General features: G+C 63.7%; 19 protein-coding genes. 6 read left to right on the forward strand and 13 right to left on the reverse strand.

All coding sequences use genetic code 11. The annotated features are described in order from the left end of the window. Positions 1-5: 5 nt before the first annotated feature. Positions 6-2,177, forward strand: coding sequence for a glycogen debranching protein GlgX (gene glgX / locus BN2476_RS06915; protein WP_087733472.1), 2,172 nt, complete (start codon positions 6-8; stop codon positions 2,175-2,177). Between the two features lie 75 nt (positions 2,178-2,252). On the opposite strand, the gene glgA is transcribed toward glgX, so the two are convergent. The 3 genes from glgA to BN2476_RS06930 form a co-directional block, all read right to left on the reverse strand. Then, a complete protein-coding gene (gene glgA / locus BN2476_RS06920; protein WP_087733473.1) occupies positions 2,253-3,881 on the reverse strand; it encodes a glycogen synthase GlgA in 1,629 nt (542 codons plus the stop codon). Positions 3,882-4,280: 399 nt separating this feature from the next. Continuing rightward, positions 4,281-4,868 (reverse strand): BPSL1445 family SYLF domain-containing lipoprotein, encoded by a 588-nt coding sequence (locus BN2476_RS06925; protein WP_087733425.1) that lies wholly within the window; start codon positions 4,866-4,868, stop codon positions 4,281-4,283. Between the two features lie 226 nt (positions 4,869-5,094). Further along, positions 5,095-5,562: a response regulator gene (locus BN2476_RS06930; protein ID WP_087733426.1), complete on the reverse strand. Its 468-nt coding sequence runs from the start codon at positions 5,560-5,562 to the stop codon at positions 5,095-5,097. 357 nt (positions 5,563-5,919) lie between these two features. Between BN2476_RS06930 and cuyB the strand changes: the two genes are divergently transcribed. After that, positions 5,920-7,425 carry a cysteate racemase gene (gene cuyB / locus BN2476_RS06935; RefSeq protein ID WP_087733474.1) on the forward strand — a complete coding sequence of 502 codons (1,506 nt, stop codon included), beginning with the start codon at positions 5,920-5,922 and terminating at the stop codon, positions 7,423-7,425. 242 nt (positions 7,426-7,667) lie between these two features. On the opposite strand, the gene BN2476_RS06940 is transcribed toward cuyB, so the two are convergent. The 3 genes from BN2476_RS06940 to BN2476_RS06950 all read right to left on the reverse strand — a co-directional run bounded on the left by BN2476_RS06940 (position 7,668) and on the right by BN2476_RS06950 (position 12,165). Then, on the reverse strand, positions 7,668-8,636 hold the full coding sequence (locus BN2476_RS06940) for a hypothetical protein (RefSeq protein WP_087733427.1): 969 nt from the start codon (positions 8,634-8,636) through the stop codon (positions 7,668-7,670). A gap of 350 nt (positions 8,637-8,986) precedes the next feature. Further along, positions 8,987-10,072 carry an alpha/beta fold hydrolase gene (locus BN2476_RS06945; protein ID WP_087733428.1) on the reverse strand — a complete coding sequence of 362 codons (1,086 nt, stop codon included), beginning with the start codon at positions 10,070-10,072 and terminating at the stop codon, positions 8,987-8,989. Positions 10,073-10,266: 194 nt separating this feature from the next. Continuing rightward, positions 10,267-12,165, reverse strand: a complete 1,899-nt coding sequence (locus tag BN2476_RS06950) for an AI-2E family transporter (protein ID WP_087733429.1) — start codon at positions 12,163-12,165, stop codon at positions 10,267-10,269. A gap of 411 nt (positions 12,166-12,576) precedes the next feature. Between BN2476_RS06950 and pdxR the strand changes: the two genes are divergently transcribed. Further along, positions 12,577-14,121: a MocR-like pyridoxine biosynthesis transcription factor PdxR gene (gene pdxR / locus BN2476_RS06955; RefSeq protein ID WP_087733430.1), complete on the forward strand. Its 1,545-nt coding sequence runs from the start codon at positions 12,577-12,579 to the stop codon at positions 14,119-14,121. A gap of 29 nt (positions 14,122-14,150) precedes the next feature. On the opposite strand, the gene BN2476_RS06960 is transcribed toward pdxR, so the two are convergent. The 6 genes from BN2476_RS06960 to benA all read right to left on the reverse strand — a co-directional run bounded on the left by BN2476_RS06960 (position 14,151) and on the right by benA (position 19,353). After that, on the reverse strand, positions 14,151-14,660 hold the full coding sequence (locus tag BN2476_RS06960; protein WP_087733431.1) for a cupin domain-containing protein: 510 nt from the start codon (positions 14,658-14,660) through the stop codon (positions 14,151-14,153). Beyond that, entirely contained in the window at positions 14,657-15,400 is a 744-nt protein-coding gene (locus tag BN2476_RS06965; RefSeq protein ID WP_087733432.1) for an NAD-dependent epimerase/dehydratase family protein, read from the reverse strand. The genes BN2476_RS06960 and BN2476_RS06965 overlap by 4 nt, the downstream gene beginning before the upstream one ends. 163 nt (positions 15,401-15,563) lie before the next feature. Continuing rightward, positions 15,564-16,343, reverse strand: coding sequence for a 1,6-dihydroxycyclohexa-2,4-diene-1-carboxylate dehydrogenase (locus BN2476_RS06970; protein WP_087733433.1), 780 nt, complete (start codon positions 16,341-16,343; stop codon positions 15,564-15,566). Between the two features lie 5 nt (positions 16,344-16,348). Then, positions 16,349-17,383, reverse strand: coding sequence for a benzoate 1,2-dioxygenase electron transfer component BenC (gene benC, locus BN2476_RS06975; protein ID WP_087733434.1), 1,035 nt, complete (start codon positions 17,381-17,383; stop codon positions 16,349-16,351). A 72-nt stretch (positions 17,384-17,455) separates the two neighbouring features. After that, positions 17,456-17,959, reverse strand: coding sequence for a benzoate 1,2-dioxygenase small subunit (gene benB, locus BN2476_RS06980; RefSeq protein ID WP_087733435.1), 504 nt, complete (start codon positions 17,957-17,959; stop codon positions 17,456-17,458). Further along, positions 17,956-19,353, reverse strand: coding sequence for a benzoate 1,2-dioxygenase large subunit (benA, locus tag BN2476_RS06985; RefSeq protein WP_087733436.1), 1,398 nt, complete (start codon positions 19,351-19,353; stop codon positions 17,956-17,958). The genes benB and benA overlap by 4 nt, the downstream gene beginning before the upstream one ends. A 162-nt stretch (positions 19,354-19,515) precedes the next feature. Between benA and BN2476_RS06990 the strand changes: the two genes are divergently transcribed. After that, complete coding sequence (locus BN2476_RS06990; RefSeq protein ID WP_087733437.1) at positions 19,516-20,439, forward strand: LysR family transcriptional regulator; 924 nt, start codon at positions 19,516-19,518, stop codon at positions 20,437-20,439. Positions 20,440-20,863: 424 nt separating this feature from the next. On the opposite strand, the gene BN2476_RS06995 is transcribed toward BN2476_RS06990, so the two are convergent. Further along, positions 20,864-22,258, reverse strand: a complete 1,395-nt coding sequence (locus tag BN2476_RS06995) for a dihydrolipoyl dehydrogenase (RefSeq protein ID WP_087733438.1) — start codon at positions 22,256-22,258, stop codon at positions 20,864-20,866. A gap of 162 nt (positions 22,259-22,420) precedes the next feature. On the opposite strand from BN2476_RS06995, the gene BN2476_RS07000 reads away from it, so the two are divergent. Together BN2476_RS07000 and grxC are read left to right on the forward strand one after the other, a co-directional pair. Continuing rightward, complete coding sequence (locus tag BN2476_RS07000; protein WP_087733439.1) at positions 22,421-23,422, forward strand: AraC family transcriptional regulator; 1,002 nt, start codon at positions 22,421-22,423, stop codon at positions 23,420-23,422. Positions 23,423-23,665: 243 nt separating this feature from the next. Then, the gene (grxC, locus tag BN2476_RS07005) at positions 23,666-23,932 is read left to right on the forward strand and encodes a glutaredoxin 3 (RefSeq protein ID WP_087733440.1); all 267 of its coding nucleotides are present in this window, start codon (positions 23,666-23,668) and stop codon (positions 23,930-23,932) included. Positions 23,933-24,000: the final 68 nt, after the last annotated feature.

Consider the following 24,000-nt stretch of genomic DNA (forward strand, 5'->3'; position numbering starts at 1 on the left):
ACACCATGCCGATCGATTCCCGCATTGCCGAGGGCCTGCCTTTTCCGCTCGGCGCGACATGGGATGGCAGTGGCGTCAATTTCGCGCTCTTCTCCGCAAATGCAACGAAGGTCGAGTTGTGTCTGTTCGACGAGAAGGGCAAGAAGGAACGCGAACGTATCGAGCTGCCCGAATACACCGACGAAGTGTGGCACGTGCATGTGGCGGGATTGAAGCCGGGCACCGTCTACGGCTATCGCGTTCATGGCCCGTACGAGCCCGATGCCGGTCATCGCTTCAATCCGAACAAGCTGCTGCTCGATCCGTATGCGAAGGCGCATGTGGGCGTGTTGCGCTGGAACCCGTCGCTATTCGGCTACACGCTGAAATCTGAGGACGACCTCACATTCGACAAGCGCGACAGCGCACCTTTCATGCCGAAGTGCCAGGTCGTCGATCAGACATTCAACTGGACGCATCCCACACGCATCCGCGTGCCGTGGGACCGCACGATTGTCTACGAGACACACGTGCGCGGCTATACGAAACGTCATCCCGGTGTGCCCGAAGCGATGCGCGGCACCTTCGACGGTCTCGCGCAAAAGGCCGTGATCGACCATATCAGGCGCGTCGGCGCGACGACGATCGAACTGCTGCCCATTCATTCGTTCGTCAACGATCAACACCTGCTCGACAAGGGACTCACCAACTACTGGGGTTACAACACGATCGGCTTTTTCGCGGCCGATCCGCGTTACTTCGCGCGCGGCCCCGGCGCGGTCGACGAGTTCAAGGAGATGATCGACCGCCTGCACGACGCCGGCCTCGAACTGATACTCGACGTCGTGTACAACCACACGGCCGAAGGCAACGAGCGCGGGCCGACGCTGTCGTTTCGCGGCATCGACAACGCGTCGTACTACCGGCTCATGCCTGAGCAGAGCCGCTACTACATCAACGATACGGGCACGGGCAACACGCTGAACCTGTCGCATCCGCGCGTGCTGCAGATGGTGACGGACAGTCTGCGCTACTGGGTCACGGAGATGAACGTCGACGGCTTCCGTTTCGATCTCGCGACCATCCTCGGTCGCGAGCCGTATGGCTTCGACGAAGGCGGCGGCTTTCTCGACAGTTGCCGGCAAGACCCGATCATCTCCAGCGTGAAGCTGATCGCCGAGCCGTGGGATTGCGGGCCGGGCGGCTATCAGGTGGGAGGTTTTCCGCCGGGCTGGGCCGAATGGAACGACCGCTTTCGCGACACGGCGCGCGCGTTCTGGAAAGGCGACGAAGGCATCGCCGCCGATCTCGCGACACGCTTCACCGCATCGGGCGAATTCTTCAACCGGCGCGGCAGGCGTCCCTGGGCCAGCGTGAACTTCATCACCGCGCACGACGGCTTCACGCTGAACGATCTCGTGTCGTACAACGAGCGCCACAACGAAGCGAACGGCGAGGACAACAACGACGGCCATAGCGACAACCGTTCATGGAATTGCGGCGTCGAAGGGCCCACCGACGATCCCGAAGTGATCGCGTTGCGCGAGCGCCAGAAGCGCAACATGCTCGCGACGCTGCTGTTTTCGCAGGGCACGCCGATGGTGCTCGCCGGCGACGAATTCGGCCGCACGCAGATGGGCAACAACAACGCGTATTGCCAGGACGATGAAATCAGCTGGGTCGACTGGACAGGCATCGACGACAACGGCCGCGCGCTCACGGGATTCGTGCGCAAGCTCACGACGCTGCGCCATGCGCTGCCTGTATTGCGGCGCAATCGCTTTCTCACGGGCGAGATGCGCGAGGACATCGGCGTGATGGACGTGAAGTGGCTGAGTCCAGCGGGCGTCGAGTTGACAGGCGACCAATGGGACGATGCGACGATGCGCTGCTTTGGTCTCGTGATCGACGGCCGCGCGCAGGCGAGCGGCATCCGCAAGCCCGCATCCGATGCGACCTTGCTGCTGGTCGTCAACGCGTATCACGATGTCGTCGTCTTCACGCTGCCTGAGATACCGGGCAGCGATCAATGGAGCTGTATGATCGATACGAACGCGCCCGAGCGAGATGAACTGCCGGACTTCGAATCAGGCGACGTCTATCAGGTGACGGGGCGCTCGATGCTGCTGTTCGCGCTGCACGCGAAGGGCGAAACGCAACGGATCTTTGATCGGCTGGAAGAACGGCTGACGGCCTAGAGCCTGTCTCACGGCTATATCAGCGACGGGCGAAGCAAGCCGAACATCGAGACCCGTCGCTGACACGTCAGGCATTCACGCACTGCGCGCAACCGTCTCCTGCGATGCGGCCGCGCCATTCGCCCAGCCCGTCTGCGCGTTGGCGGCTTGAGCGCCCGCATTCGCGCGACGCTGCGCGGAAGCAGCGGCCACGACATCCACATCGACGCGCGGCTGCGCCGGACGTGAATCCGTCAATGCGCCATACAGTTTCAGATACGCGTGCACCGGCTTGCGCCAGCTGAAATCGCAGCGCATCGCGTTGCGCTGTAGCGCGTGCCACGACGATGGCCGCATGAACGCGTCGAGCGCGCGTTGCAGCGCGCCCGCTACATCTTCCGGTGTTTCGCCGTCGAACAGAAAGCCCGTCGCGCCGTCTTCGGGCAGGCCGAGTTCGGGCGAGCGCTCGGGCGTGTAATCGACGATCGTGTCGCGCAGCCCGCCGACGCGCGACGCTACAGGAATCGTGCCGTAACGCAGCGCATACAGCTGCGTGAGACCGCACGGCTCGAAGCGGCTGCCGTGCAGCAGGATGTCGGCGCCCGCGTGCAGCATGTGCGCGCGCGCTTCGTCATAACCGATATATGCACCGACGCGCTGCGGCCACGCGGACGCGAGATCGCGCATCGCCGCTTCCAGATTCGCGTCGCCCTTGCCGAGAATCGCCACTTGAAGGCGCGGGTGGCGCGCGAGCATCAGGGGGAGTGCATCGGCCACGACGTCCGCGAGCTTTTGCGACGTGAGACGGCTGCCGATTGCGACGAGCGGCGCGAACGGATCGACGCTCAGGCCGAACGTCTGTTGCAGATCGCGCTTGCAGGCCTGCTTGCCGCGCACGTCGTCGGCGGAGTAGGGGCGTGCGATCAGCGGATCGGTTGCGGGATTCCACGTGTTGCCGTCGATGCCGTTCGTGATGCCCGACAGCTTGTGCGCGCACGCCTGCAACACGCCTTCCATCAGATGACCGAAGCGCGGCGTGAGGATTTCGCGCGCGTAGTTTTCGCTGACGGTCACGACCTGCTGCGCGTGCACGATGCCCGCCTTCATCATGCTGAGCGCCCCATAGAACTCGATGCTGCGCGGGTCCGACAGCGCGGGCACGAGCAGTTCCGGCGGCACGCCCATCCAGCTGCCGAGCGCAAGCGGATAGTTGCCCTGGAACGCGAGGTTGTGCACCGTGAACACGCTCTTTGCGCTCACGTTCGCGAGCTTCATCAAGAGCGGCGTGAGACCCGTGTGCCAGTCGTGCGCGTGCACGATGTCGGGCTTATGCACGCCGCGCACGCCGCGCGCGATGCGCGTGGCCGCCGCCGACAGCGACGCGAAACGGATCGCGTTGTCGAGATGGTCGCGGCCCTGATCGTCCTGATAGAGACTGTCGCGCCTGTACAGGTTGTCCATCTGCAACAACAGCACGGGCACGTCCGTATCGGGCATGCGCGCGCGCAACAGCCGCGCGTCGCCGCCGGGCAGCCCGCCGATACGGCCAATCGGCGTGACGCCTTTGGCGCGCGCGAGCGCCGACGGGTACGCAGGCATGAGGATGGTCGAATCGACGCCCGCATCGCGCAACGCGGCGGCGTACGCACCCACCATATCGCCCAGACCGCCGGATTTCGCCAGCGGCATCGCCTCCGAGGCGACGAGAAGGACATTCAGCGTCAAGGTCATGACTCCCCGGTGAAAGAGTAGATCGAATGGGACGCTTGAAATGCCGCCGAAAAGGCTGGCGCGATCCGCGCGGCGGATCGGGTCGGCGAGAGGCGTGGGACGGGCGGCGTCGATAAGCAGCAAGCAATGTGCCATATGCGCGCGACGTCCGCGCCGACGCTGCGGCGCGGGTCGAGGCATTGCTCGGATCATTGCGTCAGGCTCGGCTGCCGTGCATGGAGCACTGTAGAGGATGAAATGCGTCAACTTGGTGAATCTATGCGCGCCGGACGCCGAATGTAAAACGCGCCTTGAAAATGGCGCTTTTTTACAGGGGCGCCTTACGAGCCGCAGCAGCGCTGCGAGTTGCGGGGCGCGTTGCACGCCCCGCAACGACGTGTTCAGACTCAACTATCAGATGTCGAGCCGCGAGATCTTCGCGCCTTCGAGCGATACGCCCGCCATCAGGCCCGCGTTGGTGAGCACGAACGCCTGAACGGGCGCCGTGGCCGTCGTCGAGTCGATGTTGCCGTTCGCGCCGATCTTCACGAGCGCGACCGTCGCATCGCCGCCGACCGACCAACCTTGGCTATTGCGGAAGCGATCGAGCGCATCCTGCGTCATGAAGAGGAAGATCACGCCCTTCGACTGCGCGCCGATCTGCAGGCCGAACGAGCCGGCTGCCGTGCTGTAGTAGCCGACCGTCTGTCCGCCGACACGCAGCGCGCCCTGTCCGTATTGACCGCCGATCCAGAAGCCCGCCTGCACGACCGACGGAAACACGAGCACGCCGCTCGCTTTCGAGACGAGCTCACGTGAGCCGTGGACGCTCGTATAGAGGCGCGACAACGTTTCATCGACGCTCGAATTGATCGCTCTGCGCTTGTCCGCGTTACTGGCCGCCGTCGTGGAGTTCGAAGGCGTCGTCGTGCAGCCGGCAAGCGCCAGGCTGCCGGCGGCGAGCGCGGCACCCGTGCTGAACATGAAATTTCTTCTATGCATTTGAGTTCTCCTGTCTGTCAACGCAAAGTCCGCCGGTTTGCGCCTCCCTGGGTGCATCACCGCCGCCGATGAGGGTCGCGAAACCCTTGATGGGCAAGGACTAAGGATATGACAGCAGTTCGTGTGCCCGCCTTGGGCGCGCAGCGTTCGATGTCGCCAGCGGCGGGGCGTCATCAGACCTGCACGGTATGAACGCGCCTCATCAACGGCGAGACGCGTGTACGAATTACAAGCCGTCATTTCGCTGTGCGTTATCGGATTCGGACACGGCCCGCTTCAACAGGGCGAGCAGGCGTTGCGGCGTCAGCGGCTTGGCGCAATGCGCATCGAAGCCCGCTTCTCGCGCGCGCTCGCGGTCGAACTGCGAGGCGTAGCCGGTGCACGCGATCAGCAACATGTGCGAAGTCGACGGCGACGCGCGCAGACTGCGCGCCAGTTCGAGTCCGTCGACGCCCGGCATCGCGATGTCGAGCACGACGGCAAACGGCTGCCATTCAGCCGCGAATTCGCAGACGTGCCCGGCGCCATGCATTGCGCGGCATTCGAAGCCATTGGCGTTCAGCAGCAGTTGCAGCGCATCGGCGGCATCCGCGTAATCGTCGACGACCAGTACGCGCCGGTGATCGGATATATGCGTTGGAATCGGCCGCCATTGCAATACGTCTTCATTGTCACCCGGGTTTCTCGTGGCCATCCCGTTGATCTCCCGTCACACCCTCCCCAAGGCTCCGAATCGAGCAAGGGCCGGACCCGGGGCGCGAAATGTTTTCAAACGCATTCAACGCCTTTAATTGACAATTACGGCGCTGCTCAGGGTTAACCAGCGGGATTGGTGAGGCGCACATAATCGCCGCGCGTTAATGCAAAGGAGTAAATGTAAAACGTGTTGTATATAAGTCGGTCATCGGCCTTATTCATGCGACATAAACGGTCATTCGGATTTATATTCTGAATGGCGCGACAAAGAGCGGATTCGAATCGAGCACGGGTATCACGCGCAATGCGACTGCCGGAATGCGTGCCTCCAATAAAACAAGCAAGCGAGGGCTTGATGAAACCATCGTCTGTTATTGGACGGCGCGCGTTCGGCATTGTCGGGGGCGCGGCGCGTCTCGCGAGTGTGGACCTGCTGCGCAAGATGCATTGCGCGAATTCGACCGCCCGTCACTTTCAGCCGCTCGATATCGCTATCGAGCGCGGCGCGAGTGAACAGCGTTGTGAGCCGTATCCGCCTTTTGCCGGTTCTGCGGAACACAAGCTGCGCACGTTCGACGCGATTCGCGATTTCGAACAGCGCGGCGTGCTGGCCGTTGCTTTGCCGTGTTTCGAGAGCCATCTTTTCATCGACGAATTGCAGGCGAACACGAGCGTCGTCGTGGTCGATATGGTCGCCGCGCTCTTTGTTCATATCCGGCGGCGTTTCCCGTTCGCGCGGCGCGTCGGCGTGCTGACTTCGCCGCTGCTGTGCGAGCGGCGGCTCTTCGAGCGCTACGGCGCCCGCGTGGGTCTCGATGCGGTCAGCGTGGGCGTCAAGGACGCGAGCGCGCTGCGTGCCGCTTGCGATGCGCTGATCGCGCAGGGCGTCGATGTGCTGTTGCCGGCCACGACCGATAGCGCGTTATCGGTGCAACGGCTCGGCGCGCTTGCGGTACCGATCGTCGACTCGTACGCGGCATACGCGCAGCATCTGATTACGGCCGATCATCGCAAGCCGGCGCGCCAGGTCACGCTCGGTGTCGTCGGCGGAGTGGGGCCCGCCGCGACCGTCGACTTCATGCACAAGGTCGTGCGCAATACGCCTGCCGTGCGCGATCAGGAGCACATCAAGATCATCGTCGAACAGAACCCACAGATTCCCGATCGCACCGATCATCTGATGGGCAAGGGCATGGACCCGACGCTCGCGCTCTATGCGACTTGCCGGAAACTCGAAGACGGCGGCGCCGATGTGATCGCGATTCCATGCAATACCGCGCATGCGTTCGTTGCGCCGATCGAAGCGCGCTTGCGCGTGCCCATCGTCAGCATGATGAGCGTGACGGCCGATCATTTGCGTACGACGTATCCTGCGGTCCAACGTATCGGGCTGCTCGCAACCGACGGCACCCTTGCGAGCGGCGTCTATCGAAGCGCGCTCGAAGCGCGCGGACTGACTCAGGTCTTGCCGTCCGCCGCGATGCAGGCACGGGTGACGAGGGCAATCTACGGGGCTCGCGGCGTTAAGGCGGGCTTCACGAGCGGTGAGTGCGTCGACGACATCATCGCCGCCATCGAGAGCTTGTTGTCGCAGGAAGTCGAAGTCATTCTGCTGGCGTGCACGGAATTGCCGCTGCTCTTTCCGCAAGCGGCTACGGTGTCGCGCAGAGGCCGCACCGCGCATCTCGTCGATCCGACTGACGTGCTGGCGAAATGCTGCGTCGAGTTCGCTTTAGGTAAGCCGATCGGCAAGCCGATCGCAAAGCAGGCGAGAGCGCCCGTGGAAAGCGTGCCCGTCGAATATGCTGCATTAGCCGCGCGCGTCGAAAGAGGCACCGCATTTAATGCCGGGGTTCTTTGAAGCGCAGTTGTGTTGTGACTCGCGTATTCACCTTTCCTTTCTGGCGACTTTCTATAAGGAATCGGGTGAATTGTTAATTCTTCTTTGCGAACATTTCACAATACTTTCTTGATTCGACGTCAGACTCTGCTCTCTTCTCTTGCACGCATAGAAGAGCTGAACACAGCAGCGCAAGCTTGACCCCGGCATCGTCCGCGATACCGGGGCTTTTTTGTTGTCGATTGCTCGCGGACAGAACGGACTCAGACGAGCGGCAGCGTCTGACGTTGCAGCACCGGCTTCATGATCGGCGTAAGCGCGTCGAAGATGCGCTTGCCTTCCTCTTCATCGGTCAGGTTGCCGAGCAGCGAGCGAAAGCGCGGCTCTTCGACGCCCGACACGATGTACTGCCAACGATACGCGTCGAGCATCGCCGCTTCGACGTCCACGGTTTCGGCGTGCATCAGCGTGCGGCCTACGTGCTCGCAGAAGTACCCGGCATCTTCTTTCGCCTGGATCTGCACGAGTCCATCGACGCCCGCCACCAGTGCGATCAGGTCGTCGACGGCGGCGTCGCGCTCGGGCTTGCCGAGCTTCGCGTCTTCACGCATCCATTCGAGTTCGTCGATGATCGCGTGCTGCGACTCTTCCTTCCAGTGATACATGAACACGTCCTTGAAGAGCGGCGACAGGCTGTCGTCGGCTTCGATGCTCTGGCGATAGTGCACCTGCGAGAAGATTTCGATGTGGCATGTCAGCGCGAGGATCGACCATGTCGATTTGCCGAGCACGAAGGAAGCGACGTCATCGGCATCGAGCAGGAAGCGATAGCCGGCAGGCATGTCCGCGCCCGCGAGCAATTCCATGCGACGGAACAGCTCCTGATGCTTCAGTTCCTCGTCGGTGAGACGCACGATGGCTTCGAGCGCGATCTGGTCGCCTAGCGCGTGATCGCGTCCGAGTTCGAGCATCTTCGCACCGATGAAGCGTTCGACGAGCCTGAACATATTGGCGTAAGTGCGTCCCTGCACCTGCGACCAGAAGCGGCGTTCGGCTTCGTTCAGGAACGGCAGGCGATAGACCTGGGACAGACCGTCCGGCAAGAACTTCTGAGTGGTATCGAGCGTGCGTCCGCGTATCACGTCGTTGTCGATGTCCCAGCGGATGCGCTTGGACACTTCGACGCATTTGGCGTAGCGATGAGAAGGCAGTGAATACTCTACAGCTTGCATCTTCGAACTCCTGTCGGCCCCGGCGCTAAAGCTAAGGTTAAGTGGGCTGTGCTTGCGATGAGGCAGTTGCGGGATTGCAGTGGGGATGGCGCCGGAAACAAAACGACAAAAGAAGGCGCCGACTCAAAGCGCTGCGCCGCGGCCAGGTGTGTGATGCATGTCGTGACGTATCGCTCAGGAACGCATTCTGTTGACGGGCGTCGCAACGGGCATGAGTCGCGCGTCCCGGTGTGGCGGATATGCACCGCAACAACGCGGAAAAAAGCCGGGACAGGCGCCCCCGCTGGGTGCTCCGCTGTGTGCACCCGATGTGTGCCCCGATACGCGCCGCGCGAAGCGGCGCATGAGCGTCACGCAGCGGGCGCGTCGAAGCCCGCCTTGCGCGCCATCACGATCGCCTGCGCGCGGCTTTCCACTTCGAGCTTCGAGAAGATGCTCGTGATGTGATTGCGTACTGTCTTCTCGGAGAGACCGAGCCGCGCGGCGATCTGCGCATTGTCGCGGCCGCCCGCAATCAGTTCGACGATCTCGCGCTCGCGCCGCGTGAGCGATGAAAACACCGGGTCGGCCGCGTTCACGGGCGGCAGGAACGCGCGCACTTCATCGCGCCAGCGCTGCCATGCGGGCTCGCAATCGAGCGTCAGATGATTGTCGCTTTCGAGCGGCACGAAGCGCGCGCCCGGAATCATGCTGGCAAGCAGGCGGCTTTCTTCGAACGGCACGCGTGCATCGCGCACGGCATGCATGACGAGCGTCGGACATCGCACGTGCGGCAGCAGGTCCACGACGTCGATGCTATTAAATACGCGCATGATGCGCGCAGCGTTTTGCGGGGTGGTCGAAATGCGTTCGAGTTCGTTGAACCAGCGATGCTGCTCGGCGCTGCCGCCTGGAATGAACTGTGTCGTGAAGAACTGGCGAAACGCGGGATTGTGTTGACCCCAACCTATCTCGGCGAGCTTGATCAGCGTTTCGGCTTCGTCGCGCGACTGCTCCGTGCGCGAGCGGACGAGCCGTCCGCGTGCATAGCCGCCGTGCAGGATCAGATGCGACACGCGCGCGGGAAATGCAACGGCATACGTAATCGCAATCGACGCGCCCTGTGAAATGCCGAGCAGCACGAAGCGATCGGCGCCGCTCGCATCGATGACGGAGACGAGATCGTGCTTCCACGCATCGAACGAAATGTCCGCGACGTCGTGATCGGAAAGACCGCAGCCGCGCTGGTCGTAGCGGATCAACGTGTGTTCCCGGCACAGTTCCGCGATCATGTGATGCCAGACGGGGCTGTCGAGATCGAATTCCAGATGGCTCAGCCAGTTTGCGGCCTTGACGATGGGTGGTCCCTTGCCTGTCGTCGCATACGCGATGCGCACGCCGTCGCGGGCCGTGCACAGCCGTATCTGTTGCCTGCAATGCGGGGCGGACGCGGGCATGGGCCTCCCGGCGGCGAATGACGAAAGCTTGCGATCAATGCAACGCGTGCTTTCATTCAGCTTATACCGGCAGGGATTTTTTGCCGCATGAACATGCGGGCAAACGACGCTTCATCGGCAGAAATACGTCGAACGTATGAAGCGCGTGATGCGATGCGAAGTCACATGAACGGACTGAACGAGGAGCGGCCCGTTCACGCGCCGATGCGGCCAGCCGACTTCACGACGAGCGGCGCGGCCATCGCGCAGGCGGCCTGCACGCATTGATTGACGAGATCGCCGAATGCGTTCGCGTTGTGCGTGCCGTTCAACACACCCACTTGATCGACGCGCTCCGATTGTCCGCCGATGCCGACGATCAGTTGCGCGCCGGGCGCGCGCTCGCGAATGCGCCGCAACAGATTGCGCAGATACGGGGGCGCTTCGGGCGCATCGAGTGTGACCACGCAGATAATCGTCGCGCCCTCGACGCCGAGCGTATCCGCGTGCCCGCGCCTGAAGTGCGCGTAATTCGTCAGCACGGGCGCGAAGCCGCGGCGCGTCAGCAATTGCAACGCGATGGCCGTCGTGACGTCGTCGAATGCGCCGCGGCCCGCCACGCACACGACGCGTTGCGCGGCGGCGTCTTCAGGCAGCACGGCGGGCAGCGCATCGAGCGCATTCGGATCGGGCTTGTGCTCGGGCAAGCCTTCGAACTGCTCGAGGTTTTCGACGATATCGATCAGCGTCTCGTTCATCCGCGCGAGCTGCTCGGGCGCGAACACGCCGCGCAGCGCATCGTTGCGCGCGAGCCGCAAGCCTTCGCGCACAACGTCGTCGTAGTAGCGCGTGAGCGGCATTTCCTTCAGGAAGCGGTCGGCCTGCACGATCGCTTCGTGCGGATCGTCGGCGAGCAGCCGCTGATAGAAATTCTGCGCGGGTGTGAGCGCGGGCTGATCGCCGAGCAGCACCGTCAGGAACTTCAGACGCTCCGCGTAGCGGCCTAGCGTGACCAGGCACAACGTGAGGGGCGTGGATAGCACGAGGCCAATGGGCCCCCACAGCCAGCTCCAGAAAATCGCCGCGACAACGACGGCAAGCGGCGAAAGTCCCGAACTGTGCCCATACAGCAGGGGCTCGACGATCTGGCCGGCAATGACATCGACGGACACGAACAGCACGAAGGTCAACACCGCCATCGTCCATTGCGGCTGGATCGCGGCCGCGAGAATCACGGCGAGCAGTCCCGCGATCCACGTGCCGATATACGGCACGAAACGCAACAGCGCCGTCAGCACGCCGAACAGCAGCGCGCCCGGCACGCCGATGATCGCAAGTCCGATCGCGATCGTCGCGCCCGCGCCGAGGTTCACGCCAAGTTGCGCAACGAAGTAGCGCGACAGACGGCTCGCGGCATCGTTGATCGCAGTGGTCGTGCGGTGCAGGTCGCGCGCGCCGAACAGGCGTATCAGCCGGTCGCGCAGATCTTCGCGTTGCAACAGGATGAAGATCGTCACGACGAGCACGATGAACATCGTCTCGAGCGGTCCGACGACAGGAGAGAACACGCGCTGCGCAACTGCCAGCGGCGACGGAATGGGCTCGTGGACCTCGACGGGCAGCGGCGCCGCGACGGTGGGCTTCTGCGAGCGGCCCGGCTCGTGAGGCGGCGCGGGACGTTCGGGCGCGACGCGCGCAAGCGCGGAGGCGGCGCGCGTGAGGAGCGCATCGGCGCGTCCGACGGTTTTCTCCTGCACGGTCTCGACCTTGCGCTCGATGGCCACCTGATATTGCGGCAGCGAACTCGCGAGTTGCGCAACCTGCGCGCCGATCAGCGTGCTGACGGCAAGCAGCGTGACGAGAGCCGTGAGCACCGCGACGAAGATCGACGGCAATTGTCCGAAATGAAACCGGCGCAGCAGGCCGACAAGCGGCGCGAGCAAGAAGCTCAGCAGCACCGCGAGCGTGATGGGGATCAGCACCTCGCGCGCAAAGTACAGCCCGCATACGACGACCACGAACGTAACCACCGACGTGAGGCCATGCAGCCCGGGTGTTCCCGATGGATAGACCCGGTTGCCGGAAGGCCGTTGCGGAGTGAGGGGCAGTTTCATGACGTCGTCGAAAGAGGGCGCGGCGCGCGGCTCGCAGCAGGTTTGTGCTGCGGGACAGCCTGGGTTCGCAAGGCGATGCGCGAGCGCGGTGTGCGGTACAGCTTCACCGTCCGCGCAATCGATGCGCGGCGGCAGCTTGCCTGGGCGTTGCCTGACACGGTTGTTCTCGGCATGTTCGTCTGTCGGCGGGTGGCGCGCGCCATTGGCGGGCCTGCAATCTAAAGCAAGAGGCAGGCCGGGCGGAAAAGTGCGTCTGGTGCGCATTCGCCGACTATTGCAGTTTATCAATTGCGCGGCGCGCTTTTGTCTGACGTAGCGAATTGTTGCGTCGGCATAATGCTGAAATTGGCCTGGTGAATTCGTGGTCCATCGATCCGCCATCGAGCCATTTACATAAGGAGTCGCATCGAAATGCGCCGCGCAACCGAAATCGACATCGCGCTGAACGCTCGGCCCGACGGCATGCCGCTGCAGCGCTGGCTGTACGGCGAACTGCGCGCGGCGATTCTGGACGGGCGGCTCGCACCGGGCGCGCGCCTGCCCGCGACCCGCGATCTGGCCACGCGCCATCGCGTGTCGCGCGGCACGGTGCTGGGCGTGTTCGCGCAACTCGCGGCCGAGGGTTATCTGTCGGGTGCCGTCGGACGCGGCAGTTTCGTCGCGAGCGAACTGCCCGATGTGCGACTCGAGTCCGCGCCGACGGCGGCTACGGCTACGGCGAGCACGCGGGCCGTTCGTCTTGCGTCGGACACACGCGCATCCGGTGATGTCGCCAGCAACGCAGGCATCGGTTTGTCCGCGCGCGGACGGCTGCTCGCGCGCAGCGCGTTTGCCGTCGAGGGACGCTCGTTCCCGGCGCGCGCGTTTCGTCCGAGCCAGCCCGATCTGCAGTCGTTTCCATTCGCGCTGTGGGCGCGTGTCGCCGCGCGGCGCTCGCGCCAGTCGAACCGCTCGATGCTCGCGGACGGCGAGGCGCAAGGCTACGCACCGCTGCGCGAGGCGATTGCCGCGCACGTGCGCGTGACGCGCGGCATCTCGTGTTCGGCGGATCATGTCGCGATCGTCGGCAGCGTGCAGCAGGTGCTCGATCTGTCCGCGCGGCTATGGCTCGATCCCGGCGATACCGTGTGGATGGAAGACCCCGGCTATCCGGGCGCGCGTCTGCTGTTCGAAGCGGCGGGCGCGCGCATCGCCGCTGTGCCCGTCGATACGAGCGGCATCGATGTCGCGGCGGGCCGTCAGCTCGCGCCGCACGCACGGCTCGCGTACGTGACGGCGGGGCGGCAGGCGCCGCTCGGTCCCGCGCTTTCTTTGGAGCGGCGGCTCGCGCTGCTCGACTGGGCGCACGCGCATCGCGCGCTCGTCATCGAGGACGACTACGACAGCGAATATCGCTTCGAAGGACGTCCGCTTGCCGCGCTCAAGAGTCTCGACAACGCGGGCCATGTGATCTATTGCGGCACGTTCAGCAAGCTGCTGTTTCCCGCGCTGCGCATCGCGTATGCAGTGCTGCCCGAGCACCTCGTCGAGCCGTTCGTCGCGGCGCTGTCGCTGACGAGCCGTCATGTGCCGCTCGATCAGCAGGCGACGCTGCACGCGTTCATCGCCGAAGGGCACGCGGGCCGGCATGTGCGGCGCATGCGCGAGCTGTATGGCGAGCGTGCTGACGCGCTGCGCGAAGCGGCGCGCCGGCATTGGACGGGGCTGCTCGCATTGCCGCCCATCGTCGCGGGTCTCGATGCGCCCGCGTTTCTGCCAGCCGGCACGGACGATGCGCTCGCCGCCCGTCTTGCCGCCGAAGCAGGCATCGAGACGCGGCCGTTGTCGTCGTACTCGGTGCGGCGCGACGCGCCTGCGGGTCTCGTGCTGGGCTTCGCGGGCATCGGTGCGCAAGAGATCGACGCGGGCGCGAGAACGCTCGCGCGCGTGTTGCAGCGGATGCTGTATCGCACGTGAAGCCCGAGCGCGAGCGCGCGCGTGCACGTTCAGGGCGGCAGCACGAGCGGTCCGCAATCCGAATCGGTGACGAACACGGCGAGCAGTTTCGCGGGCCGAGCAGGGTCCGGGTTCTCTGCGAACTCATGCAGTGTGCCGGGCGGCTCGAACCATGTCTGAGCGCTCTGATAGTCGATCGCAGGGCCACCAGCAAGTTGCGAGCGCACCGTGCCTTCGATCACGAACGCCGTCACCGATCCAGGATGCCGATGTGCGGGCGTGAACGCGCGCGGCGGATAGTCGACGATCACGGTCGTCACGGACTTGCCGGGCACATGGGCCAAAGGCTCGCACGACAGCGGACGCACGGTCGTCACGGGGCGGCGGGCCGCATCGGAAGAGGGCGATGCGTCGCTCAGGAGCCGAGTGCTGCACATCGCAGCGAGCCATTGGACGGCGGGGCGCGTCGGCAGCGCGGCAAGGGGAGCGAGCGCGAGCAGTGACAGCGTGGCGAGCGTCCGCGCATGCCGCACGTCGGCGAGCCCGCGTGCGGCGTTCATCGCTCGACGCCCGCAAGCGGGCGCCGCCAGTTCGCCGACCAGCCGAGCTCGCGCCTCGCTTTCTCCGTCGACACGACGGGATTGTCTTCGGCGATGTTGAACGCGCCGCGTGCGCCGTGTTGCAAGGCGAGCAGCGCTGCGAACGCCGCTGCGTCGACGTGTAGCGGAGTCGCGCCGCGGGCGTCATCGAAGCCCGTGCCCGGGCCGTACAGTTGCCCATAGCGCAGCACCGCGCCGACGAGGGGCGCCTCCAGCACCTGCGTTTCGAGCGACTCGACGCCAAGCACGGTGACGAGTCGGCTGCCTTCCGAATGGGTATCGAGCGGCTGCGTTTCGTCGTAGGGCTGCGTGCCTTCGCGATAAGCCCACGCGATGCTCTGCGCGATGAACTGCGTGCTGCCCGCTGCCACCGCCGCCGCAAGCAGATTGCGCGTGCCTTCGTCGCGAATCCGCGCGTTGCCTGCGAGCGCGCCTGCCATCTTCGAAGGTTCGAGCGCTGGTGGCAAGTCGGTCAGTTGATGGATCACGCACGCGGGCTCGATGCGCATCAGCGCCTCGCCGAGCGCACGCGCATCGAACACGTCAACGACGACGGGTACGGCGCCCGCCCGTTCGAGCCGCGCCGCGCGTTCGGGACGGCGCGTGCTGCCGTAGACGGTATAGCCCGCGTCGACGAGCAACGGCACGAGCGCACTGCCGACGGCACCCGTCGCGCCCGCAAGAAAGACTTTCGTGTTCATCCGATGATCTCCGTATAGGCCGGGCTTCGCAGCCCGTCACACGGAGATTATCGATGATAATGGCCTGTAGAAAGAGCCATTATCGACAGAATGATTGAGCCAATTTAGGCGCTATGCCACCAGGGAAATGCATCGGGCGGCCGCGTTTTTTGCGCGCGAGACTTCAGCCTTGATCGCCGCCGCCCACGGGCAGCACGGTGCCTGTGATGTACGACGCTTCGTCGGATGCGAGAAAGAGAATGGCGCCAACCTGTTCGTCGATCGTTCCATAACGATGCATGAGGCTCGTCGCCTTCGTCTGGTCGACGATGGCCTGATACCAGAGCGCTTCCTGCTCCGTCTGCTGGTCGGTGTTGCGCGGCACGCGCCGCACGGGTGCTTCCGTTCCGCCCGTCGCGACCGCGTTGACACGAATGCCGTCGTCGGCATGCTCGAACGCGAGACTCGCCGTCAGCGCATTGACGCCGCCTTTCGATGCCGCATACGGCACGCGATAGATGCTGCGCGTTGCAATCGACGAGACGTTGACGATTGCCCCACGCTTGCGCTCGATCATCGAAGGCAGCACTGCGCGGCAGCACCAGAGCGTCGGAAAGAGCGAGCGCCGCACTTCGGCTTCGATCTGCGCTTCCTCGTATTCCTGATACGGCTTCGCCCAGATCGTTCCGCCGACGTTGTTGATCAGCACGTCGATGCGGCCGAACGCGTCGAGCGCCGCGCCGGCCAGCTTGCATGCGCCCGCATACGTTTCCAGATCGGCGATGACGGTGATGCAGCGCGCGCCCGGCGCCGAGATTTCGGACGCCACGTCATGCACGAAATCCGAGCGGTCGCACAGCACGAGCGTTGCGCCCTGGCTTGCCGCCGCGATGGCGACGCCGCGCCCGATACCTTGCGCCGCGCCCGTCACGACGACGATTTTTCCTTCGAAGCGTTGGTTCATGATCTTCAGGCCGCGTTGGTGGCAGAGAACTTTTCGTAGTGGAAGCTCGCGGGCGTCACGCCGATTTCGCCGAGCCAACCGCGTACCGCATCGACCATCGCAACGGGTCCGCACAGGTATACATCGACGTCGCCGCCGTTGAGCCAGTCAGGCTCGACATGAGCCGTCACGTAGCCCTTGAGCGGATGACTGCTCGATGCTTCGGCGACACAGGTGCGGTACTCGAAGTCTTGCAGCTTGCCTCGGGCCGCATCGAGTTGCGGGAGCGCGACGAGATCGATGTCGTTGGTCACGCCGTACACCATTCGCACCGGCTGCTTCACAGTGTCTTTCGCAGCATTTTTCGCGGCGAGCACGTCGAGCATCGACAGGAACGGCGCGATGCCCGTGCCGCCCGCGAGGAACAGCACGGGACGCGTCGCTTCGCGCAGATAGAACGCGCCGTAGGGCCCCGAAAACGCCACGCGTTGACCCGGCTGCGCATGGGTGCTCAGATACGTGCTCATCTTGCCTTCGGGCACATTGCGCACGACGAACGACACGCGCGATTCACCCGGCGCGGAGCTGAACGAATACGAGCGCGACAGTTCGCTGCCGGGCACTTCGACGTTCACATACTGGCCCGCGAGAAACGACAACTGATCGGGCGCATCGACGTCGATCGAAAATTCGATCGTCGAATCGGAGAGCTTGTGCACGCTCGCAAGCGTGCCTTCATGACGCGCGACGCCCGTCTTGCACGCAGCCGACGAAGCGGGCACGCGGATCACGCAGTCCGAGCGCGGGCGCGTCTGGCAGGCGAGCACATAGCCTTTCGAGGCCTCTTCGGGCGTCAGCGCATCTTCGATATAGCTCGATTCCGGCAGGTCATACGAGCCCGATTCGCAAAAGCCGCGGCACGTCCCGCATGCGCCGTCGCGGCAATCGAGCGGAATGTTGATCTTCTGCCGATAGGCGGCATCCGACAGCGTTTCGTTGTCGCGGCACGTGATGAAACGCGTGACGCCGTCTTCGAACTGAAGTGCAATGCGATGTTCCATGGACTGCTCCTGACTTTCCTGTGCTGCTCGCGTCTTGTGATCGACTCGTGGCGGATCGCGAAGCGCGTGCGCTCAGATGTGATAGACGTCGATCACCTGATTGATGTAGTCGTTCTTCAACACGACGTACTTGTTCAGGATCTGCGGCAAATCGCCGTTGAAATCGATCACATAGCGCGACATGCCGAAATAGCTGTAATTGGTCTTGTAGCGATGGCTCAGCGTGTGCCAGTTGAAACGCACCGTGCAGACGCCGCTGTCTTCGCTTTCGAGTTCGACATTGCTGATGTTGTGGCTCGTGCGCGTGTCCGGAATCGTCGCGCTAGAGCGCTCGGTCTTGATGCGGAACACGCGGTCTTCGAGGCCCTGGCGGCTCGGGTAGTAGATCAGCGAGATTTCGCGTTGCGGGTCCGTGATCAGCTGGTCCGTGTCGTCCCACGAGGGCATCCAGAAGACGACGTCCGGGTGATACAGCTCGAGCCAGTCGTCCCACTGCTCGTCGTCTAGCAGACGTGCTTCGCGGTAAAGAAATGCTTGAATCTCCGCAAGCGTCGGCGCTGTGATAGTCGTGCTCATGCTGCGCTCCTTTCCGCGCTTTTCCCCGCACCGGCTTGCGTTTCCTCGGCGAGCGCGTTGCGGATCGTCTCCACCCAATAGCGGTGCTGGACCGTGTAAAGCCCTTCGTCTTCCGTCTTTACGCCGCTCAAAAGCGGCTTGAGGCCGATCTTTTGCGCGCCTTCGTCCGCGCCTTCGATCCAGTGCGCCGAGCCGCGGCACATGTCGTTCCATTCGACGGCGCGCGCAGCATAGCCTTGCTGGCAGGCGCGGAATTCTTCGAGGTCGTCGGGCGTCGCCATGCCGCTCACGTTGAAGAAGTCTTCGTACTGGCGAATGCGGCGTGCGCGTGCTTCATCGGATTCGCCTTTGGGCGCGATGCAATAGATCGTCACTTCCGTTTTATTCACCGACAGCGGTTTCAGCACGCGAATCTGCGAGCCGAACTGATCCATCAGGTACACGTTCGGATAGAGGCACAGGTTGCGCGAGTTCTGGATCATCCAGTCGGCCGTTTCGCTGCCGCAGCGCCCGGCGAACTCGTCGCGGCGGCTGAAGTTCGGGCGGTCTTCGGGATTGGCCCAGCGCGTCCACAGCAGCATGTGGCCATGTTCGAACGCATAGAAGCCGCCGCCCTGGCGGCCCCAGCCACCCGCATCCATTGCGCGGATCTTGTCTTCGGCCGCGTTCTTTTCCTTGCGGTGATTGGTCGTGGCCGCGTAATTCCAGTGCACGGCCGACACGTGATAGCCGTCCGCGCCGTTTTCGGCGGTCAGCTTCCAGTTGCCTTCATACGTGTACGTCGACGAACCGCGCAGCACTTCGAGCCCGTCTTCCGACTGGTCGACGATCATGTCGATGATCTTCGACGCTTCGCCCAGATATTCGGCAAGCGGCTTCACATCGGGATTCAGGCTGCCGAACAGAAAGCCGCGATAGTTTTCGAAGCGCGCGACTTTCTTCAGATCATGCGAGCCCTCGTGATTGAAGCACTCGGGATAACCCGCTTCTTGCGGGTCTTTCACCTTCAGCAGCTTGCCGCTGTTGTTGAAGGTCCAGCCGTGGAACGGGCAAGTGAACGTCGCCTTGTTGCCGCGCTTGTGGCGGCACAGCATCGCGCCGCGATGCGTGCACGAATTGACGAGCGCGTTGAGCTCGCCCTGACGGTTGCGCGTGATGACGACGGGCTGGCGGCCCATCGTCGTCGTGAAGTAATCGTTGTTCGACGGAATCTGGCTTTCGTGCGCGAGATAGATCCAGTTGCCTTCGAAGATGTGCTGCATCTCGAGTTCGAATAGCGCTTCATCCGTGAAGGCGCTGCGGTGCAGGCGGTAGTCGCCGCGCGCCGGGTCTTCGACCAGATAGTCGTCGATGTGCTTGAGCTTCGGACTGCGGTCCGGGTAGATGGGGATCATCGGATGTCTCCTGCAACAGGGTTGCTGTCTCGCTCGCCCATTCGGTTGCTACCCGAAAGGTATAATTTGTTAGGGCGCTGCGGTTGTGTGAAGAGTAGTTGGCGCACATACGGCGCGTCCAACACTGAATTAGTATCAGGTCCATATCCCAGGGGTATCGTCATGGAGTTGCGCCATTTGCGTTATTTCGTCGCCGTGGCCGAGGAGCGCAACTTCACGCGCGCCGCGCAGCGGCTGCACATCGCACAGCCGCCGTTGAGCCGCCAGATGCAGCAGCTCGAAGACCTGCTCGGCGTGCAGCTTTTCGTGCGCAACTCACGGCCCGTCGAACTCACGGACACGGGGCGCTTCTTCTATTCGCACGCGGTGCAATTGCTCGCGCAAACGGCGGAACTCGAATCGATGACACGGCGCGTCGGCAAGATCGAGCGCAGCCTGTCGGTTGGTTTCGTCGGCTCGACGCTCTATGGGATGTTGCCGAAGATCATTCGCCGCTTTCGCAATGAACATCCCGCTGTCGAACTGACGCTGGTCGAAATGTCGACGATGGATCAGATCAAGGCGCTCAAGGAAGGCGTGATCGACGTGGGCTTTGGGCGCATCCGTCATGAAGACCCGAGCATCAAGCGCATCGTGTTGCGCGAGGAGCGGATGATCGTCGGACTGCCCGTCGGGCATCCGTTGTCGGAGTTGAAGCCGGTGTTGTCGCTGCACGATCTCGTCAACGAAACGCTGATCATCTTTCCGAAAGCGCCGCGTCCGAGCTACGCGGACCAGGTGCTCGCCGCATTCCGCGATCGTGGATTGGAGCCGAAGCGCATCTACGAGACGCGCGAACTGCAGATCGCGTTGGGACTGGTCGCGGCGGGCGAGGGAATCGCTGTCGTGCCGACGAGCGTGTACGGACTCAAGCGCGACGACGTGAGTTACAAGGAACTCGACGATTCGAATCTGGTGTCGCCGATCATCATGAGCATGCGGCAGCTCGACGAATCGGAAGACCTCACGGAGATGCTCGAACTGATCTATCGGCTATACGAGGAACAACACATGGAATACTTGCCGCCGCATGAAGAGGGCGCGTGACATGCATTGATCTGGTTTTCCGCGCTCGTCGCCGGGCAAAGTCGACACATGTTTCGGACCCCCTCGTATCAGTCGGCTTCGAGCAACCAATAATCGGCAGCAGAGGAAAGGTCAACTCGTGCGTAAGCGATTGCTTCCGACACCGATATCACATGCTGTGATATATAGGTGAACCTCATGTGTCACGAGCTGGATGACGTTTTGACGGACGCGGAAACGTCAAAACGACGTCGCCCGCGGAAGCGGGCGTATCAACTATCTGGAAGGGAAAGCGAATCGAAGCACGGGCAGAACGGGCAACCCGACTATGAGAGGCTGCCCCGGATTCGCGGAAGGTTCTTGTCGAAGATTCCGGGGCAGCTCTCTATCAGTGCTCGCAATTGGATCAACAATCGACAGCAGCATTCACCGAAGCGTTTTCTCGTCAGGCCTTCGGCAGTTGCGCCGCTGCATTGCGCAACGCAGTCCGCAGTCCCTCCTCGACGACGGGGTGATAGAACGGCATCGCGAGCATCGCATCGACCGTGAGGTTCATCTGCAGCGCCCACGAAAGCAGATGCGCGATGTGCTCGGCATCCGGCCCGAGCCACTCGGCGCCGACAAAACGGTGCGATACCTTGTCCACATACACGTGCATCAGCCCGCGATTGCGCAGCATCACGCGGCTGCGGCCCTGGTCTTCGAAGCTCACTTCGCCCGTCACGAACGAATCGGCGGCGAGGTCCGCGTGACGCGTGCCGACCATCGCGATGCCTGGCTCGGTGAACACGGCTGAAATAGGCGCGCGGCGCACGAGCGGCTTCACATCGGGAAAGCGCGCGGCGTTTTCGCCAGCCGCGCGGCCTTCGTCGGCTGCTTCGTGCAGCAGCGGCAGCACGTTGTTCGCGTCGCCGGCGATGAACACAGGATGCTTGCCCGCTTGCAGCGTCACGGGATCGAACACGGGCACGCCGCGCGCATCGAGTTCGAGCGTCGTGTTGCGCAGCCCGAGCCGGTCGACGTTCGGCCGGCGGCCCGCCGTGACCAGCACGTAATCGAACGTGTCTTCGCGCAGCTCGCCCGCGCTGTCGCGATAGCGCAGATGCACGCTGTCGCCTTCGCGCGTCGCTGCTTCCACTTGCGCATGCGGCTCGAAACGGAACGACTCGCTGAACACCTGTTGCGCATAGCCCTTGATGGCGGGATCGCTCAGCGGACCGACACGGCCGCGCGCGCCGAGCATCGTCACGTCGACGCCGAGCCATGCGAGCGCCTGGCCCAGTTCGAGCCCGATCACGCCCGCGCCGATCACGGCCACCTTGCGCGGCAGGTCGTCCCACGCGAACACGTCGTCGTTGACGATCGCGCGGTCGCCGAGCGCCTGGTACATCGGCGGCACGAACGGCGACGAGCCCGTCGCGATCACGACGCTCTTCGCATGCACGAGGGTATGGTCGCCGACTTGCAGCACGTTGTCGTCGATGAATTGCGCGTAGCCGATCAGCCGCTCTTCAGCCGGAATGCCTTCCGTCGATTCGACGACGAAGCCCACGAAGCGGTCGCGCTCGCCTTTGACGCGTGCCATCACCTCGCGTCCGTCGATGCGCACGGCACCATCGACATGCACGCCGAACGGTGCCGTGCGTCGCGCCGCATGCGCGGCGTCGGCGGCGGCGATCAGCAGCTTCGACGGCATACAGCCGACGCGCGCACAGGTCGTTCCATATGCGCCGCCTTCGATCAGCACGACACTCGCGCCCGCGGCCTTCGCGGCGCGAAAGGCGGGCAGACCGGCGCTGCCGGCGCCGATAACAGCCACATCGATATGAAGCGTCTTCATATGTTCCTCGCTCTGACGGCCGGGTGGCGGAGTACAACGGGTTGCCGCCGCGCCTCGCTGCCGTCCAGTAGAATCGGTTTGCATTGCACTGTTGCCACTGTACGGTTTGCCGTCCTGCGTGCTAATCCTCGAACGATTCAAAAACATGCTTATTCGGCTCAAATGGATCTGCTAAGTCGCTTTCTGTCGCTGATGCCGGTGAGCGGGCGCGTGGATATCCGCTGTCATTTCGGCGCGCCGTGGGCGATCGAAGAAGGCCCGGCGGGCGTGCGCGAGATTCCGTATCACGTGCTGCTGTCGGGGCACGCGGTGCTCGAAGACGGCAGCGGTCCGCCCGAGCCACTGGTGGCGGGCGACATCATCGTGTTTCCGACGGGCGGCGCGCATCGCATCCATGACGGCAGCGGCGCAAAGCCCGTCCCGGCAACGGAGCGGCGCAACATCACGCTGACGGTAGCGGAGAATGGCGGCGCGGGCGAAGCCGCCGACATCCTGTGCGGCCGCTTTCTGCTCGGCGCCGTGCCGGATCGATTGCTGCGCGATCATCTGCCGTCGCGGCTCGTGGTGCGCAGCGGCGCGCACGCGAACGCGAACGGCGGCGCCCAACCCAACGGCGTCAGCAGGGATTCGGTGAAAAGCGTCGCGGGTTCGCGGCTTGCGCGCCTGATCGAGTTGATGCGCGAAGAGGCAATGGACGAGTGCCCCGGCAGCGAGACGCTCGTCAATCATCTGTCGGCGGCGCTTTTTGCATTGACGCTGCGTTTCGCGAGCGAATCGGCGCAGCCGCCGCTCGGCTTGCTCGCGCTGGCGGGGCGCCCGCGACTGCAGCCGGCCGTATCGGCGATGTTCGAATTGCCCGGCAAGCCGTGGACGCTCGACCAGTTCGCGGCGCTCTGCAACATGTCGCGCGCGACTTTCGTGCGGCAGTTCCAGGAAGCGATCGGCCGCTCGGCGACCGACGTGCTCACCGAAGTGCGCATGACGATCGCGGGCCGCTCGCTGCTCGAATCGACGACGCCCGTCGGCGATATCGGCGAGATGGTCGGCTATCAGTCGGAAGCGGCGTTCCAGCGCGTGTTCAAGAAGCAGATCGGCGTGACGCCGGCGCGCTGGCGCGCATCGGGCGGACATGTGCAGGCCGCTTCCGCCGACGCAGCGAAATAGAGAGTTTCAGAAAACGGACAGCTGTGCCCGGCGGGGGCGTGCGTCGGGCCCAAACCCTTGTCGTACAAGGCTTTGGCGCACACGTGGCAAGCGTATATCGTGCCTCGTCACCGTTGCGCCCGCAACCGGTGAGCCGAACGAGCATCTTCATGAGATGCGCCGACATTAACGGCGCGGTCTCGCGCACCTACAGTTGAACCAGCCCGTCGCCGACGGCAACTCTTCTCGAACAAGGAGTGAACCATGTCCGCTATCACGATCTATACGACGCCGACTTGCCCGTATTGCCTTGCAGCGAAAGCGCTGCTTACGAACAAAGGCCTGTCGTACAGGGAAATCAACGTGCAGAACGATCGCCCGACGGCGCTCGCGCTGATCGAACGCACGGGACGCCGGACGGTGCCGCAAATCTTCATCGGCGACACGCATGTCGGCGGCTTCGACGATCTGAATGCGCTGGAGACGGCGGGGCGTCTCGAGCCGCTGCTCGAGGCGAACGCGGTGCGTTAAGCAGGACGCGTGGCGCGATGTTGGAGCCGCGAACGGTGCAGGCCGTTCGCGGCTTTTTCCTTTATAGC

It is taken from the genome of Paraburkholderia piptadeniae (assembly GCF_900007165.1).
In the GTDB taxonomy this organism is placed as follows: domain Bacteria; phylum Pseudomonadota; class Gammaproteobacteria; order Burkholderiales; family Burkholderiaceae; genus Paraburkholderia; species Paraburkholderia piptadeniae.

Excerpts from the sequence above, each read along its gene's own strand:
- glgX (WP_087733472.1), top strand. The coding sequence starts at position 6 with ATGCCGATCGATTCCCGCATTGCCGAGGGCCTGCCTTTTCCGCTCGGC.
- BN2476_RS06925 (WP_087733425.1), bottom strand. The coding sequence starts at position 4,868 with ATGCATAGAAGAAATTTCATGTTCAGCACGGGTGCCGCGCTCGCCGCC.
- BN2476_RS06930 (WP_087733426.1), bottom strand. The coding sequence starts at position 5,562 with ATGGCCACGAGAAACCCGGGTGACAATGAAGACGTATTGCAATGGCGG.
- cuyB (WP_087733474.1), top strand. The coding sequence starts at position 5,920 with ATGAAACCATCGTCTGTTATTGGACGGCGCGCGTTCGGCATTGTCGGG.
- BN2476_RS06940 (WP_087733427.1), bottom strand. The coding sequence starts at position 8,636 with ATGCAAGCTGTAGAGTATTCACTGCCTTCTCATCGCTACGCCAAATGC.
- BN2476_RS06945 (WP_087733428.1), bottom strand. The coding sequence starts at position 10,072 with ATGCCCGCGTCCGCCCCGCATTGCAGGCAACAGATACGGCTGTGCACG.
- BN2476_RS06950 (WP_087733429.1), bottom strand. The coding sequence starts at position 12,165 with ATGAAACTGCCCCTCACTCCGCAACGGCCTTCCGGCAACCGGGTCTAT.
- pdxR (WP_087733430.1), top strand. The coding sequence starts at position 12,577 with ATGCGCCGCGCAACCGAAATCGACATCGCGCTGAACGCTCGGCCCGAC.
- BN2476_RS06960 (WP_087733431.1), bottom strand. The coding sequence starts at position 14,660 with ATGAACGCCGCACGCGGGCTCGCCGACGTGCGGCATGCGCGGACGCTC.
- BN2476_RS06965 (WP_087733432.1), bottom strand. The coding sequence starts at position 15,400 with ATGAACACGAAAGTCTTTCTTGCGGGCGCGACGGGTGCCGTCGGCAGT.
- BN2476_RS06970 (WP_087733433.1), bottom strand. The coding sequence starts at position 16,343 with ATGAACCAACGCTTCGAAGGAAAAATCGTCGTCGTGACGGGCGCGGCG.
- benC (WP_087733434.1), bottom strand. The coding sequence starts at position 17,383 with ATGGAACATCGCATTGCACTTCAGTTCGAAGACGGCGTCACGCGTTTC.
- benB (WP_087733435.1), bottom strand. The coding sequence starts at position 17,959 with ATGAGCACGACTATCACAGCGCCGACGCTTGCGGAGATTCAAGCATTT.
- benA (WP_087733436.1), bottom strand. The coding sequence starts at position 19,353 with ATGATCCCCATCTACCCGGACCGCAGTCCGAAGCTCAAGCACATCGAC.
- BN2476_RS06990 (WP_087733437.1), top strand. The coding sequence starts at position 19,516 with ATGGAGTTGCGCCATTTGCGTTATTTCGTCGCCGTGGCCGAGGAGCGC.
- BN2476_RS06995 (WP_087733438.1), bottom strand. The coding sequence starts at position 22,258 with ATGAAGACGCTTCATATCGATGTGGCTGTTATCGGCGCCGGCAGCGCC.
- BN2476_RS07000 (WP_087733439.1), top strand. The coding sequence starts at position 22,421 with ATGGATCTGCTAAGTCGCTTTCTGTCGCTGATGCCGGTGAGCGGGCGC.
- grxC (WP_087733440.1), top strand. The coding sequence starts at position 23,666 with ATGTCCGCTATCACGATCTATACGACGCCGACTTGCCCGTATTGCCTT.